Annotated in this window: 12 protein-coding genes; 7 read left to right on the forward strand and 5 right to left on the reverse strand. The window is 70.1% G+C overall.

All coding sequences use genetic code 11. From position 1 onward, the window contains the following. Positions 1 to 25: 25 nt before the first annotated feature. From LTA6_RS00385 to LTA6_RS00405, 5 genes are read left to right on the forward strand one after another with little or no spacing between them, the layout of a single operon-like run. Positions 26 to 1,033 (forward strand): alpha/beta hydrolase, encoded by a 1,008-nt coding sequence (locus tag LTA6_RS00385; RefSeq protein WP_341975458.1) that lies wholly within the window; start codon positions 26 to 28, stop codon positions 1,031 to 1,033. Beyond that, positions 1,030 to 2,025 (forward strand): alpha/beta hydrolase, encoded by a 996-nt coding sequence (locus LTA6_RS00390; RefSeq protein WP_341975459.1) that lies wholly within the window; start codon positions 1,030 to 1,032, stop codon positions 2,023 to 2,025. The genes LTA6_RS00385 and LTA6_RS00390 overlap by 4 nt, the downstream gene beginning before the upstream one ends. 46 nt (positions 2,026 to 2,071) lie before the next feature. Then, positions 2,072 to 3,364, forward strand: a complete 1,293-nt coding sequence (locus LTA6_RS00395; protein ID WP_341975460.1) for an MFS transporter — start codon at positions 2,072 to 2,074, stop codon at positions 3,362 to 3,364. Continuing rightward, positions 3,361 to 5,028 carry a CocE/NonD family hydrolase gene (locus LTA6_RS00400; RefSeq protein WP_407358417.1) on the forward strand — a complete coding sequence of 556 codons (1,668 nt, stop codon included), beginning with the start codon at positions 3,361 to 3,363 and terminating at the stop codon, positions 5,026 to 5,028. Before LTA6_RS00395 ends, LTA6_RS00400 begins: the two co-directional genes overlap by 4 nt. A 4-nt stretch (positions 5,029 to 5,032) precedes the next feature. Then, positions 5,033 to 6,262, forward strand: a complete 1,230-nt coding sequence (locus tag LTA6_RS00405; protein ID WP_341975462.1) for an APC family permease — start codon at positions 5,033 to 5,035, stop codon at positions 6,260 to 6,262. 2 nt (positions 6,263 to 6,264) lie between these two features. On the opposite strand, the gene LTA6_RS00410 is transcribed toward LTA6_RS00405, so the two are convergent. After that, positions 6,265 to 7,062, reverse strand: coding sequence for a helix-turn-helix domain-containing protein (locus tag LTA6_RS00410; RefSeq protein ID WP_341975463.1), 798 nt, complete (start codon positions 7,060 to 7,062; stop codon positions 6,265 to 6,267). 81 nt (positions 7,063 to 7,143) lie between these two features. Between LTA6_RS00410 and LTA6_RS00415 the strand changes: the two genes are divergently transcribed. Continuing rightward, positions 7,144 to 7,653, forward strand: coding sequence for a VOC family protein (locus LTA6_RS00415; protein WP_341975464.1), 510 nt, complete (start codon positions 7,144 to 7,146; stop codon positions 7,651 to 7,653). On the opposite strand, the gene LTA6_RS00420 is transcribed toward LTA6_RS00415, so the two are convergent. From LTA6_RS00420 to nhaA, 4 genes are all read right to left on the reverse strand, one after another. After that, positions 7,634 to 8,422, reverse strand: a complete 789-nt coding sequence (locus tag LTA6_RS00420) for an SGNH/GDSL hydrolase family protein (RefSeq protein WP_341975465.1) — start codon at positions 8,420 to 8,422, stop codon at positions 7,634 to 7,636. The two genes, LTA6_RS00415 and LTA6_RS00420, sit on opposite strands and share 20 nt — an antisense overlap. Before the next feature lie 168 nt (positions 8,423 to 8,590). Then, positions 8,591 to 9,847 (reverse strand): ATP phosphoribosyltransferase regulatory subunit, encoded by a 1,257-nt coding sequence (locus LTA6_RS00425; RefSeq protein WP_341978486.1) that lies wholly within the window; start codon positions 9,845 to 9,847, stop codon positions 8,591 to 8,593. 72 nt (positions 9,848 to 9,919) lie between these two features. Continuing rightward, on the reverse strand, positions 9,920 to 10,513 hold the full coding sequence (locus LTA6_RS00430) for a MazG family protein (protein WP_341978488.1): 594 nt from the start codon (positions 10,511 to 10,513) through the stop codon (positions 9,920 to 9,922). Between the two features lie 104 nt (positions 10,514 to 10,617). Continuing rightward, positions 10,618 to 11,784, reverse strand: coding sequence for a Na+/H+ antiporter NhaA (gene nhaA / locus LTA6_RS00435; protein WP_341975466.1), 1,167 nt, complete (start codon positions 11,782 to 11,784; stop codon positions 10,618 to 10,620). Between the two features lie 95 nt (positions 11,785 to 11,879). On the opposite strand from nhaA, the gene LTA6_RS00440 reads away from it, so the two are divergent. Beyond that, entirely contained in the window at positions 11,880 to 14,576 is a 2,697-nt protein-coding gene (locus tag LTA6_RS00440) for a phosphoenolpyruvate carboxylase (RefSeq protein WP_341975467.1), read from the forward strand. The last annotated feature ends 50 nt before the right edge of the window (positions 14,577 to 14,626 follow it).

A 14,626-nucleotide genomic window follows, 5' to 3' on the forward strand; every position in this document is an offset into this window, starting at 1 on the left:
CGCAGCCCATCGAAGGAGATGCCCGATGCCGAGACGTTCCCGCTTCCGCCGACCGCTGCTCGACAGCGCGGTCGCCGCACACGAGAAGCGGATCGCTCCGCTGCTCGCGCCCGAACCGGCCGACCCGGCCGGACGACGGCGGGTCGCGCAGGAGAACGACGTCAGGGTGAGCGCCGAGCTGGGGATCGAACCGATCGGCACCGCCACGCGAGATCACGTGGTCCCGGTCGTCGGGCATCCCGACGTGCGGGTACGCGTGTACTGGCCGGGGCCCGAACCGGCACCGGCCGGCTCCGATCTGCCGATCCTCGTCTACTTCTACGGCGGCGGCTTCACGATCGCCGGGATCGACTGGGTGTCGTGGGATGCCCGTTTCCGCGAGCGGGCACGGGATGCCGGGATCATCATCGTCGCGGCGGACTACGCGCATGCGCCCGAGCAGCGTTACCCGACGCAACCGGAGCAGTGCTGGTCGGCCTTCGAATGGGCGCATGCGAGCGCGAAGGATCTGGGCGCGTCACCGAGCCGGATCGCGGTGGGCGGTGCGTCCTCGGGCGGTGACCTCGCCGCGGCGGTGACGTTGATGAACCGTGATCGCACCCGACACCCGATCGCACTGCAGATACTGGAGAATCCCGCGCTGGACCTCACCATCGGTCACGCCGACATGAGCGGCATCAGCGCCAGGATGCCGGGAGTGATCGTGCGCAAGGCGGGACGGAGCCTGGTACGGCAATACGTCGGCGACGATGCGGCGTCAGCCCGCGAGCCCTACGCCTCTCCTCTGCTCGCCGCGTCGCACGAAGGCCTGCCCCCTGCCCTCATCCTCACCTCGGAGCTCGACCCGCTGCGCGGCGACGGCGAGGCGTACGCGCGTGCGCTCTCCCACGCGGGGGTGCCGGTGACGGCGATCCGATTCATCGGGCAGACGCACGGATCACTCGGTTCGACAGGGTTCGTTCCCGCCGCGGATGCCGCGCATCGCTTCCTCGTCTCACAGCTGCGCACGCTGCACGATGGAGACGTCGTATGACCGCTCACCGCACGGATTTCCCGCCGCTCAGCGCGCCGGTCCTCGAGTGGATCCAGCGCGTCGAGGAGCTCTCGGCAGCGCATCCCGAACTCGCCGCCGCAGACCCGGTCGCGCGGCGCCGCCCGGCGCGGAGAGTGAGCGATCTCGTCGCGCTCGAGTTCACAGATCCGGCGCCGCACGGCGTCGAGATCGACGACCTGGAGCTGCGCGGCGGCGCCGGCCCGCTCCGCGCTCGACGGTTCCGCCGCGCGGATGCGATCGGCGACGGACCCACGATGCTGTGGCTGCACGGAGGCGGCTGGGTCGGTGGGTCGATCGACGAGATCCTCAACGACCGCATCTGCGCAGCCCTCGCCCTCCGCTCAGGAGTCCAGATCGTCTCGCTCGAATACCGCCTTGCGCCGGAGCATCCGTTCCCCGCCCCGGTGGATGACGCGGTCGCCGCGCTGCATGCGCTGCGCTCGCGCGCCGACGAGCTCGGCGTCGACGTCGATCGGCTCGGCATCGGAGGCAATTCCGCCGGCGCGACCATCGCGGCGTCCACAGCCCTCCGCGAGCGCGACGCCGGACGCGCGCTGCACCATCAGGCACTCGAGGTGCTGCCTGCCGCGCTGCGCACCTTCGGTGCGTCGATGCAGCGGTACCGCCGCGCATCGGGCATGGAGGACGCCGAGCGCATCGCCGATGTGTACCGCGCCGGCGCTCCCCACGCGGCGGCCTCACCGCTGGACGCGGCGGACCACCGCGGCCTCGCGCCCGCGTTGATCCTCGCAGCCGAATTCGATCCGCTCCTCGACGGCGCCGTCGCCTACGCCCGCGCTCTGCGTGAGTCGGGAGTGGCTGTCGTCCTTCGAATCGGCGAGGGGCACATCCACGGCTCCCCCGCTCTCACCGCCCGATGGCAGGGAGCGCGGGACTGGCACGATGACTTCGCCGCCGAACTCGCCGCCGCCTATGCACCGCGGTCTTCGGACACGCATCCGCCGCGCTGATGATGTCGCTCCCCCGCCCGACCCGACCAACGAACTGGAGACGATGATGTCCGCCTATGCCGTCGAGCCCGTCCTTCCCTCCCCTCCGCCTCTGAGCGCCGACCACATCCCCGGACAGCGGCAGAGCCGGTGGTTCTGGACCGCTTTCGTCCTCACCTGGTTCGCTTCGGGGATCGCTCAGGGCGTCGCCGCTGTCGCCGTCCCGCAATTGCTCAAGGAGTGGGACCCCGAGCACGCCACCGGCAACCTCAGCATCATCCTCACCGTTGGCGGGGCGGCGATCCTGATCACGACGCCGATCTTCGGACGCCTCAGCGACCGTTCGATGTCGCGCCTGGGCATCCGCCGTCCGTGGATCCTCAGCGGCGCGCTGATCGCGCTCTGCGGATATGCGGTGCAGGCGCTGGCCCCCTCACTGGTCGTTCTCGGCCTCGGAACGATGCTGGTGCTGATCGGCTGGGGTGCGGTGTCGATGACGATCCACACCCTGTTCGCCGATCAGATCCGCCGCCGCATCCGGGCGATCATGTCGGCCGTCACCGGTGCTGCCACCGCCATCGGGATCCTGATCGGAGTGTCGTTCGCCGGTGTCGTGGCAGGGCTGGGCCAGGTCGGCATGTTCCTCATCCCCGGCGGAGTCTCCGCACTCCTGGCTCTCACCCTGTTCTTCGCGCTCAAGGACATCCGCCGCGATCAACCCGCACCGAAGCTGGACTGGGGCGGCGTGCTGTCGACGTTCTGGCTGAGCCCCCGGCGATATCCGGACTTCGCCTGGGCATGGGTGTGCCGATTCTTCATGACGGCCTCGATCGTGTCTGTGACCAGCTATCTCTATCTCACGATCTCCAGCCGGTTCGGCATCGAGGATCCTGCCGAGATCGCGAGCGTGCAGACTCAGGCGACGGCGGCGTTCACCATGATGAACCTCGTGATGGCGTTCGTCTTCGGAGTGATCTCCGACCGCACGGGACGGCGAAAGCCGACGGTCGTCTTCGGCGCACTTCTCAGTGCGGTCGGTCTCGTCCTGGCCATTGCTTTCGGGGACATCGGGTTCTTCCTCATCGGCATCGCGATCGTCGGAGCGGGCCAGGGCGCCTACATCGCCGCCGACGTGGCGCTGATGACCGAGTGCCTTCCCTCGGCAGAGGATGCCGGCAAGGACCTCGGCATCGTCGCGCTCGCCTACCTGCTGCCGGGCATCCTCGTACCGGTGTTCGGATTCTTCGCGACCCGCATAGGATCACCCACGGGAGAGAACTTCGCGGCCCTGTACATCGGCGCCGTCGGAATGGCGCTGATCGCCGCGTTCGCGGTCACCAGGGTGAAGGGCGTTCGATGACTGCCGCTCCTCGACTGCGCGGTGCCGCACGCCGAGAGTACCGACGACTGTCCAGGGCCGCCGACATGCCGCCGCCGACGCACCCGCTCGTCACTCTCACGCCGGGCATCCCTGTTGCCGCCGACGACGGCGCCGAGCTGCTGACGGACCATTGGCACGCGGAGGGGGCAGGCGGGCAGACGCTGCTGATCCGCACCCCGTACGGGCGCGGCGGCGTCGCCGGCGTCGCCCGCTTCTTCGCCGAACGCGGCCATCACGTCGTGGTGCAGAGCTGTCGCGGCACGTTCGGCTCTGGCGGCTCGTTCAGCCCACTGCACGACGAGGTCGCCGACGGACAGGCGACGCTGCGCTGGGTGCGCGGTCAGAGCTGGGCGACGGACCGCGTGCATTCCTGGGGCGGGAGCTACTTCGGAGTCACCCAGTGGGCGTACTGCGACGGCGAGGAGCGCCCGGACACCATGGGCATCGCGATCTCGGCTCGACGTTTCGATGATGCGATCCTGTACCCGGGCGGCGGGTTCTCGATCGACACGCCGCTCACCTGGGCGTACGCCCTCGACATGCAGGAGCGGAGCCTCCCTCGCCGGATCTGGGCCCTGCTCCGAGCCAGGTGGGCGATCCCCCGCGGCACCCTCGCCACTCCTCCCGGCGAGGCCGTTCGCGTCGCCGGGAAGGCTGATCCGCAGTTCTTCCGAGACTGGGTCGATCACAGCGATCAGGGCGATCCCTGGTGGCATCCGCTGCGTTTCGCGTCCGATGTCGACACGATCCCTCCGGTGACGCTGATGGCGGGGTGGCAGGACCTGTTCCTCGTCGGGCAGCTCGCCGACTACGCCGCGCTCAAGGATGCCGATCGCCCCGTCCGGCTCATCATCGGGGACTGGATCCATGGCGACCCGGAGACGACGGTGATGGGAGTGCGCGAGGCACTGGCGGCCTTCGCCGATACCGGGAAGGGCGCAGACGTGCGACTCGAGATCAGTGGCGGCGCCGGTTGGCACGAGTTCGAGCAGTGGCCGGTTCCCACCACGACCGTGTTCCGCGAGTTCACCGCCGACGGACAGCTCGCGTTGCCCGAGGCCGAACGTCCGGCCGCGGCACTCCCGTATCGCTACGATCCGGCCGATCCCACACCGGACGCCGGCGGCCGCACTCTCAATCCGTTCGCTGCCGGTCGCCGCGATCAGCGTGTGCGGGAACACCGAGATGATGTGCTGATCTTCACGGGCGACCCCCTGCCGGAAGATCTCGTCATCATCGGAGAGCCGGGGATCGATCTGACCTTCGCGTCGTCCAACCCTCGCGCAGACCTGTTCATCCGGCTCTGCGAAGTCGACCTCAAGGGCAGGTCGCGCACGATCACCGACGTCTATCAGCGCCTGCCTGCTGAGGCCGCCCCGAACGAGTCCCGCCGGATCCGCCTCTCCTTCGCGCCGATCGCCCATCGCTTCGCCGCCGGCTCACGTCTTCGCGTGCAGGTCTCGTCGGGGGCGCATCCGCTGCATCTGCGCAATCCCGGTACGGCGGATCCTGTACGCGACCATTCGCGGCTGATCGGGAGCGACCAGGTCGTGCATGTCGGCGGTGCGGCACCGGCCGCCCTCACCCTGCCTGCGCTCGACACGAGCCGGGCACCGGCCGTTCACGTGCCCGTGGCACGATGAGAGGATGCCGCTCACTCGCCGTCTGACGCTGGGCGACGCCGTCTCGATCGGTCTCGGCTCGATGATCGGCGCCGGGGTCTTCGCCGTATGGGCACCCGCGATCGGGGTGGCGGGCAGCGGCATCCTCATCGCGCTCGCGATCGCCGCGTTCGTCGCCTACTGCAACGCCGTGGCCTCGGCGCAGCTCGCCGCCGTGCACCCGGTCGCGGGCGGCACCTACGCGTACGCACGCGCCGAGATCGGACCCTGGTGGGGATTCATCGCCGGCTGGTGCTTCGTGATCGGCAAGATCGCCAGCTGCGCCGCGATGGCGATGACCTTCGCCGCCTACGCCGCCCCGGCCGGCTGGGAGGTGCCCGTCGCCGTCGCCGCGGTCGCCGCCCTCGCCACGGTCAACTGCTTCGGCGTCACCCGCACGGCCCTGCTCACGCGCATCCTGGTGGTCTGCTCGCTGCTCGGCCTCGCGATCGTCGTCGCGACCGGCCTCCTCGCTGCCCCGGAGGCCTCTCCGGCGCCGCTGCCGGATGCCACCGCGTACGGCGTGCTGCAGGGCGCAGGGCTGCTCTTCTTCGCGTTCGCGGGCTACGCGCGCATCGCCACGATGGGCGAAGAGGTGGTGAGCCCGGAGCGGACCATCCCCCGCGCGATCGTCCTCGCGCTCGCGGGGGCCGTGGTCGTGTACGTCCTCGTCGCGATCACCGTCATGACCACGCTCGGTGCAGATGCGGCGACCAGCACGGCCCCGCTCGCCGACGTCATCACGGCCGCCGGCTGGCCCGAGCTGGCGCCGGTGGTGCGGGTGGCTGCGGCGGCGTCGTCGCTCGGCGCCCTTCTCGCGCTCCTCACCGGCATCGGCCGCACGACACTGGCCATGGCCAGGGAAGACGACGTACCGCGCCTCCTCGCGCACGTCGATGAACGCTGGCAGGTGCCGCGCCGCGCGGAGGTCGCGATCGCGATCATCGTCATCGGGGTCGTGCTCGTCGCCGACCTCCGCAACGCGATCGGCTTCTCGTCGTTCGGCGTGCTGCTGTACTACCTGATCGCGAACGCGGCCGCTTTCCGTCAGGACGGCAGTGCACGGCGTTACCCGCGGGCTCTCCAGGTGCTCGGCGCGCTCGGCTGCCTCGTGCTCGTGAACACCCTGCCGATCGTCGCATCTCTCATCGGCACGGGTGTCGTGCTCCTCGGTGTGGCGTACCGGATGCTGCGGCTGCGCATCGCCAGCCGCTGAGCTCAGCTGTCGGGGTCGACTCGGTAGGTGCTCGGAGCGATCCCGAGAACCGTTCGGAAATCTCGGGTCAGATGCGCGTGGTCGGCGTAGCCGAGATCGGCGGCGATCACGGCGATCTCGGCGTGCGGATCATCGCGCATCCGTTGCGCCGCCTCCTGCAATCGGCGTCGGCGGATCATCGCAGCCGGCGGCAATCCCACGTGCCGATGCGCGAGACGCTGCAGCGTGCGCAGCGACAGATGCAGTCGCGCCGCGGCATCTTCCGCACGCAGGATCGACGCATCCGTCATCAGAAGATCCGACATCGCGTTCGCCTGCCGCGCCACGGGCGAGACCTCGCCGACCCGCGCGGCGAGCCACCGTGCGAACACGGCCACCGCCTGGGAGCGGCCGCTGTCTCCCGCATCCGTCATGGCCGCCGCAACGCCCGCAAGAAGCTCCGGAGCATCGAAGGGCATCGCGGTGTCGCGGAGCGCGGCCGGCTCTTCGACCAGCGCGGCGGCCGACGCCGGGCGCAGAAGTGCGCCAACAGCCCAACCGCGGCCGCGAAGGTCGCGGAAGGATGCAGCCGTCGTCGCCCCGACCAGTTGCACTTCGGCCGGTGCGCCGCCGTTCTGCTCGACCACGAGGTTCAGGGCCGGGTAGGCCACGACATCCTGACGAGACGTGCGCCCCGGCTCGATGTCCCATACGGGAATCCAGAACCAGGCGGCGAGTTCCGCGGCTTCAGGAGGCGCCGGCAGCCGATGGAACTCCGGCATCCGCGCCGGGTACAGCACTCCTCGCCGCGCATCGATCACGTTCCGACGATAGCCGCGGCATCCGACATCGTGTCGCGAATCTTCAATCGCTGCGCATCCGCTCATCCCTAGCGTGGAGGCATGAACACATCATCCGCCGGCCTCACCGGCACCCACACCACCAACGGCCGCCCGAACAACGCGACCTCGCTCACCCCGTTCCTCGCCATCCCCGGCGCTGCCGACGCGATCGCGTTCTACCGTGACGTCTTCGGGGCCACGGTCATCGACATCACCGAGATGGGCGGCGTCGTGGTGCATGCCGACCTCGACTTCGGACTCGGGCTGCTGCAGATCGGGGAACCGACCGCCGAGTACCACCTCGTCGCGCCGCCTGCAGGCGAGGACGACTGCTACTCGCTCGGCGTCTTCGTACCCGACACCGACGCCACCGTCGATCGTGCTGTGGCTGCGGGTGCCGTCGTGCGGGAACCCGCGTCGACGTTCGTCTCCGGCGACCGGTTCGCCAGCATCCGTGATCCGTTCGGCGTGCGGTGGTCGATCATGAGTCGCGTCGAGGATCTCTCCGTCGAGGAGAGTGCGCAGCGCGTGCAGGAGTGGGCGGCCTCGTTCAGCTCCGCGAGCGCATAGCCGCCGCGACCGCCGGCAGCAGCGCTTCCGCGGTGCGGCGATAGCCGAGCGCGCTCGGGTGGAACCGGTCCAGGCTGAACATGCCGTCCGGATCATCGAGGAACATCGGTCCGACGGCACGACGCAGATCGACGCTCGCGGCGCCTGCGCGCGCCGCGGCGGCGGTCTGCGCGAGCGCCAACTGTCGGGACACCCGCGCGCCGAGCGTGCGCAGTGGTTGCGGCACCGCCCGCAGCGCGCCGAGATCAGGACACGTTCCGACGATGACCGCCGCTCCGCGCCGTCGCAGGTCGGCAATCGCGGACTCGAGGTGGGCGACGGATTCGGCGACCGGCACACGGTGCGTGACATCGTTGCCGCCGACCACGATCACGGCCACGTGCGGGCGGTAGCCGTCCGGAAGCGCGTCCAGTTGACCGGCGAGCGCTGAGGACTCGGAGCCGACGATCGCTCCCGTGTGCAGGCGCACGGGCCGGTGGAGCTGCCGGGCAAGGCCTTTCGCGAGCCGACCGCCCAGGGTGTCCTTTCGTCGCTCCGCGCCGAGTCCGGCGGCGAGCGAGTCGCCCAGCAGCAGCAGCTCGACCGGAGCACCGGCGAGGGAGGACCGCCAGATGCGATCGGCGTCGAGCGAGTCCTCGCCGAGCGGCTTTCCGATCCTGCGGCGGGCGATCGCCGCCTGCCTGGTCAGCAGGGCGCGTCCGCCCCAGACGAGGGCCGACGCGGCGCCGATGGTGAGACCGGCGGCGAGCACGATGCGAGAGCGCGTCATGATCCGATTCGACCGCGAGAGCGTGAACGCCGCGTGAACGGCATCCGGCCCCGTGTTCACAGCATCCGCACCGGTGCGACCTGCAGGACCGAATCACGGATGCATGACGAAACGCCGTGGAACGGCCCGACATCCGTGCATCGGTCCTGCAGGTGGACCCGGCCCCGGTCAGGAGAGCGGCTTGAGTTCCAGGTTCCCCGGCTCGGCACCCGCCGAGAGCATCGCGAACGACGTGTACCCATCGGATGCCGAACGCTCCAGCAGCGCCTTGAGGTTCTTGGTGCGACGCTCGAGGCGCACGCGTGCGCCGGTTCCGATCAACGCGGACTTGTGCGCGGCGAGCTCGGAGATCGAGACGTCGGCGTCGTGGATCAGCACGACCGACGACGCTTCGGCCTCCGGGGCCGTGGTGACGAGGTCGACGAGACGCTCGAAGCCGAGCGAGAACCCGACCGCGGGCACCTGCTGACCGAGGAACCGGCCGATCATGCCGTCGTAGCGTCCGCCGCCGCCGAGCGAGTAGTCGACAGAGGGGTGGGCGAGCTCGAAGATCGTGCCCGTGTAATAGCCCATGCCGCGCACCAGGAACGGGTCGAAGACGAGCGGGATGTCGGTCTGGCCGGTCCCGGCCGCCACCGCCTCGCCGATGCCGACCAGGTGCCCGACGATCTCGTCCGGCGCCCCCTCCGGCAGCGCCTTGCGGATCTGGCGCTCCCCGAACGGGTTGTACTCCATGGTCTGCGGCCGAGTCAGGAACGCCTCGAAGGCGTCGACGGTGGATGCCGCTGCGCCGCGCTCGCGCAACTCAGCGGCCACGCCGCTCGGCCCGATCTTGTCGAGCTTGTCGATGGTGATGAGCACGCCGGGGCGTTCATCCGCCGTGAAGCCGAACGTGCCCAGCATCCAGTCCAGGACCCGTCGGTCGTTGATGCGCACGGTCGCACCCTCGAGTCCGAGTGCGTCCACCGCGTCGAGCGAGGCGACCATGAGCTCGGCCTCGGCACGCGCCGAGTCGTCGCCGATGACGTCGATGTCGCACTGCACGAACTGCCGGTAACGACCCTTCTGCGGGCGCTCGGCACGCCAGACCGATCCGATCTGGATCGAGCGGAACACGGCGGGCAACTGGCCGCGGTTCGTCGCATAGAAGCGCGCGAGCGGCACCGTGAGGTCGTAGCGCAGGCCCAGGTCGGAGAGCGCGGCCGGGTCATCGGCGGCATCCCGGATCGCTTCGGCGTCAAGACCTCGACGCAGCACGTTGTAGGCGAGCTTCTCGTTGTCGCCGCCGATCCCCGCGTGCAGACGCGAGTACTCCTCCACCACCGGGGTCTCGATCTCGTCGAATCCGTGCGCCCGATAGCGGTCGCGGATGACGGAGAGCACGCCTTCACGGCGGGCCTTGTCGGCGGGGAGGATGTCGCGCATTCCGCGCGGCGGGTTCACAGTAGCCACGGATCTATCCTTCCAGGTCCGCCGGGCATCCACGCCGCGGTGCGGTCAGGCCTCGGCCTGGCGCACCTCGTCCTCCAGCGCCCGGAGCCGCTCGCGGAGGGCGCGCTCGGCGTCCCAGCCGTTGGCCCTGGCCGTCGCGACGAGCGCCAGCAGGGCGTCACCGAGTTCGGCTTCGGATGCCGGCGCCCCGACGGGCTCCGGCACGGAGACGCGCACGCCGGCCGCGCGGCCGGCGAGCTTCTGCGCGAGCGCGAGCGCTGGCATCCCCCGTGGAACGCCGTCGAGAACGCTCGTCCTCGCGCGCTTCTCCGCAGCCTTCGCGGCGTTCCAGTGCACGAGCACCTCTTCGGGAGTGCGCGCGATCTCACCGGCGAAGACGTGCGGATGCCGACGCACCATCTTGGCGGTCAAGGTACGCGCGACGTCATCGATGTCGAAGGGATCGTCGGGATCCTGAGCGGCGATCGCGGCGTGGAACAGCACCTGCCAGAGCAGGTCGCCGAGTTCCTCGCGCAGATCGGCGCGCGTACCGCTCTCGACCGCGTCGATCACCTCGTGCGATTCCTCGATGAGGTACGGAATCAGGTCACGGTGCGTGATGCGCTCGGACCACACGCACCTCTCGCGCACCTCGCGCATCGTCTCGGCGGCGACCCGCAAGGGGTCGGCGCCCGGTACGCCGTCGCGACGGTCGGAGTGCGGAGACACGGTTCTCCCTTCGGCCGGGGCAGTCGCCCCGGATCTCACGATGTCGCCGCAGCGACCTGTCGATACCACCTGGACCGCAGCGACACGATCACGCCGGAGAGCACGAGAGCCACGAACGATCCCACGATCACGCCGAGAATGGCCTGGTCGCGGACGACGGCATCATCGGCGAACGCGAGGTTGGCCAGCAGCAGCGACACGGTGAAGCCGATGCCGCCGAGTGCGCCGGCAGCGAGGATGTCTGCGAACGGCAACGCGGGCTTGGTGCCCTTCGGCCGGATGCGCATCGCCACCCAGCCGAACAGACTGATTCCGACGATCTTGCCGACCGGCAGCGCCACGGCGATGCCCCAGAACGCCGGTGAGAGTTCGCTCGGCGAGAGGGCGGGAATGACCACGAATGCCGCGACGAAGGCGAACAGCGGCAGGATGAAGCCGTTCACGGCGGGTTCCAGGGCATGCCGGACCCGCTCCGCCGGCACCGGCGACATCACCAGTCCGAGCAGCACGCCTGCGATCGTCGCGTGGATGCCGGATGCCGCGACGAGTCCCCAGGTCACGACACCCAGCACGCCCATCGCCACGGCGACGCCGGAATGACCGGTCTTGTGCAGCAGGCGACTCAGTAGCGCGAACGCGACGACAGCGACCAGCGCGAGCCCGAGCAGAACCCACTGCACGTCACGGGCGAACAGCACCGCGATGAAGATGATGCCGATGATGTCGTCGAGGATGGCGAGGGCGAGCAGGAAGACCCGCACGCCGGCGGGCAGCCCCTTGCCGAACATCGCGAGCACGCCGAGCGCGAATGCGATATCGGTCGCCGTCGGGATCGGCCAGCCCGATGCTGTGTCGCCACCGCCGGCGAACAGCAGATACACCGCGATCGGAACGAGCACACCGCCGGCCGCCGCGATCGCCGGTTGCATCGCCTTGTGCAGCGAGTCGAGTTCACCGTGGGTGAGCTCGTGGCGCAGTTCGATCGCCACGACGAGGAAGAAGATCGCGAGCAGACCGTCGGACACCCAATGCGCGACGGAGAGGTCGAGTCCGGTGCCGGGCACCGCGATGTGGAAGTCGAGCACGGCCGCGAGGGCGTCATGCGTGGGAAGGTTCGCCAGCAGGAGACCGAGTCCTGCTGCCAGGAGCAGGAGAACGGCGGGGAACTGCTGTCCGCGGAGGGGGTTCGCCGAGATACGCATTCCGTCCATCGTAGAGCGCCCCCCGACGCGGCGTTTGTTACGCCGGGGAAACCCGTTGGTCACGCGTGTGGGCGAGACCCGGATACGCTCGAAAAGTGACCCCCGAACACACCTTCTCCGAGCCCACGAACACCGAGGCCATCCGCGTCATCGGACGCTTCGAAGCGGGCCGCGGCATTCCGGAGCAGATGCGCTCCGACGTCAGGATGCTCGGCGGCCTGCTCGGCCGGGTGCTCCGCGAGTCCGGCGACGACGGCCTCTTCGAGGACGTCGAGCGCCTGCGGCTCGCCACCATCCAGGCATACGACCAGGAGACGCCTGAGGCTTTCGACCGCGCCGCGACCATCGCGGAGTCGTTCTCCGTCGCCCGCGCCGACGAGGTCGCCCGCGCCTTCACCTGCTACTTCCATCTGGTCAATCTCGCCGAGGAGCACCAGCGCGTCCGGGTCCTCCGCGAGCGCGCAGGACAGCCGGGGCGTGAGGATGCCGCCGACACCGTCGCCACCGCCTATGCGCGGCTGCGGAGCGAGGTCGGCGATACCGAAGCGCGACGGCGGCTCGAGGAGCTGCGTTTTCACCCCGTGTTCACGGCGCATCCGACCGAGGCCCGTCGCCGGGCCGTGTCGTCCAGCATCCGCCGTCTGTCCGAACTGCTCACGCAGCACGATGCGGCGAGCGTCGACGGCGCCGAGGAGCAACGTGCCGAGCGACGGATGCTGGAGGAGATCGACACGCTGTGGCGCACCGCTCCGCTGCGCGCGCAGAAGCCGTCGCCGACCGACGAGGTCCGCACCGTGATGGGCGTCTTCGACGAGACGCTCTTCACCACCGTGCCGCACGTGTACCGCCGGATCGACGACGCCCTGCGCGGCGACGAGTCCGGCGCGAGCGCACCGGTGGTCCCCGCCTTCGTGCGGGTCGGCTCCTGGGTCGGCGGCGACCGTGACGGAAACCCCTTCGTGACGGCATCCGTCACTAGAGAGGCTGCGCAGATCGCCTCCGATCACGTGCTGCGCGGACTCGAGCGCGCGCTCGAGCGGATCGGCCGCACCCTCACCCTCGACGCCGAGGACACTCCGTCGAGCGCCGCGGTCGTCGCCCTGTGGGACGCGTTCGCGGCCGCAGAACCGTCGGTCGCCGCCGACCTCGCCACGCGCTCCCCCGGCGAACCTCACCGGCGGGTGCTCCTCGCTCTCGCACGGCGGGTCGCCGCGACGCGCAGTCGCGCCGGCTCCCTGGGCTACGGTGCCCCCGAGGAGCTGCTCGACGACCTGCGCGTCATCCAGACCTCGCTGGCGGATGCCGGGGCGAAACGCCATGCCTTCGGCGGCATCCAGCATCTGATCTGGCAGGTCGAGTCCTACGGCTTCCACCTGACCGAACTCGAGGTCCGCCAGCACTCCCAGGTGCACGCGAAGGCGCTCGCCGAGCTGGAGAGCGGCGAGGCCGTCAGCGCTCAGACCGAAGAGGTACTCGAGGTCTTCCGCGCGATCGCCGACATTCAACGCGACTACGGCCTGCGTGCCGCCGGCCGCTACGTGGTGTCGTTCACGCAGGCGGCATCCGATCTCGCAGCAGTGCACCGCCTCGCCCGCCACGCGCTCGGCGACGATGCGCTCGTGCTCGATGTGGTGCCCCTGTTCGAGACGTTCGCCGACCTGCAGGCCGCACCCGACATCCTCGCCGAGGTCGTCACGTTCCCCGAGTTCCAGGCGCGGATGGCCGCGACCGGCAATCGCCTCGAGGTCATGCTCGGCTACTCGGACTCGTCGAAGGACGTCGGGCCGGTCGCCGCGAACCTCGCCCTGTACGAGGCACAGGAGAAGATCGCCCAGTGGGCGCAGGAATCGGGCATCACGCTCACCCTGTTCCATGGCCGCGGCGGGGCTCTCGGCCGTGGCGGCGGACCGGCGAACTCCGCGATCCTGGCGCAACCACCGCACTCCGTCGACGGACGTTTCAAGCTCACGGAACAGGGCGAGGTCATCTTCGCCCGCTACGGCGAGCCGGCCATCGCGATGCGCCACATCGACCAGGTCGCCGCAGCGACGCTGCTCGCCTCGTCGCCCACCGTCGAGGCGCGCACCAGCAGCGCCGCCGCGCGCTACGCGGACATCGCCGCCGTCATGGACGTCGCCTCGCGGGAGCGCTTCTTCTCGCTCGTGAAGGCGGAGGGCTTCGCGCCGTGGTTCGCGACGGTCACCCCGATGGAGGAGATCGGACTGCTCGCGCTCGGCTCGCGACCCGCGCGCCGCGGCCTCTCCGTCGAGTCCCTCGAAGACCTCCGAGCCATCCCGTGGGTGTTCGCGTGGACGCAAGCCCGCATCAACCTCGCCGGCTGGTTCGGACTCGGTACCGCACTCGAGGCCATCGGCGACGAGGCGCTGCTCGCCGAGGCGTACCGGGAGTGGCCGCTGCTGCGCACGATGGTCGACAACGTCGCCATGAGCCTGGCGAAGACCGACGAGCGCATCGCCCGCCAGTACCTCGCGCTCGGCGACCGCGACGACCTCGCCGCCCTCGTGCTGGACGAGCTCGCCCTCACCCGCGAATGGGTCATCCGGCTCACCGGCGGAGACCGCCTGCTGGAGAACAAGCCGATCCTGCAGCGCGCTGTGCAGCTGCGCAGTCCCTACGTCGACGCGTTGTCGCTGCTGCAGCTGCGTGCTCTTCGGGCGCTCCGCTCCTCGGCGGCCACAGCCCCGGAGGGCTCGGGAGCGGATGCCGAGCAGCAGCGGCTCCTGCTGCTGTCCGTCAGCGGAGTCGCGGCCGGCCTGCAGAACACCGGGTGACCGGCGCCATGCCGCGCCTCGGATAAATCCGTCATCCCCACCTTGAGAAG

The organism is Microbacterium sp. LTA6, assembly GCF_045690355.1.
Taxonomy (GTDB): domain Bacteria; phylum Actinomycetota; class Actinomycetes; order Actinomycetales; family Microbacteriaceae; genus Microbacterium.

Coding starts and splice junctions, on each gene's coding strand:
- LTA6_RS00420 (WP_341975465.1), bottom strand. CDS start 8,422: ATGACGCGCTCTCGCATCGTGCTCGCCGCCGGTCTCACCATCGGCGCC.
- LTA6_RS00405 (WP_341975462.1), top strand. CDS start 5,033: ATGCCGCTCACTCGCCGTCTGACGCTGGGCGACGCCGTCTCGATCGGT.
- LTA6_RS00400 (WP_407358417.1), top strand. CDS start 3,361: ATGACTGCCGCTCCTCGACTGCGCGGTGCCGCACGCCGAGAGTACCGA.
- LTA6_RS00385 (WP_341975458.1), top strand. CDS start 26: ATGCCGAGACGTTCCCGCTTCCGCCGACCGCTGCTCGACAGCGCGGTC.
- LTA6_RS00415 (WP_341975464.1), top strand. CDS start 7,144: ATGAACACATCATCCGCCGGCCTCACCGGCACCCACACCACCAACGGC.
- LTA6_RS00425 (WP_341978486.1), bottom strand. CDS start 9,847: ATGCGCGACATCCTCCCCGCCGACAAGGCCCGCCGTGAAGGCGTGCTC.
- LTA6_RS00395 (WP_341975460.1), top strand. CDS start 2,072: ATGTCCGCCTATGCCGTCGAGCCCGTCCTTCCCTCCCCTCCGCCTCTG.
- nhaA (WP_341975466.1), bottom strand. CDS start 11,784: ATGCGTATCTCGGCGAACCCCCTCCGCGGACAGCAGTTCCCCGCCGTT.
- LTA6_RS00430 (WP_341978488.1), bottom strand. CDS start 10,513: ATGCGCGAGGTGCGCGAGAGGTGCGTGTGGTCCGAGCGCATCACGCAC.
- LTA6_RS00390 (WP_341975459.1), top strand. CDS start 1,030: ATGACCGCTCACCGCACGGATTTCCCGCCGCTCAGCGCGCCGGTCCTC.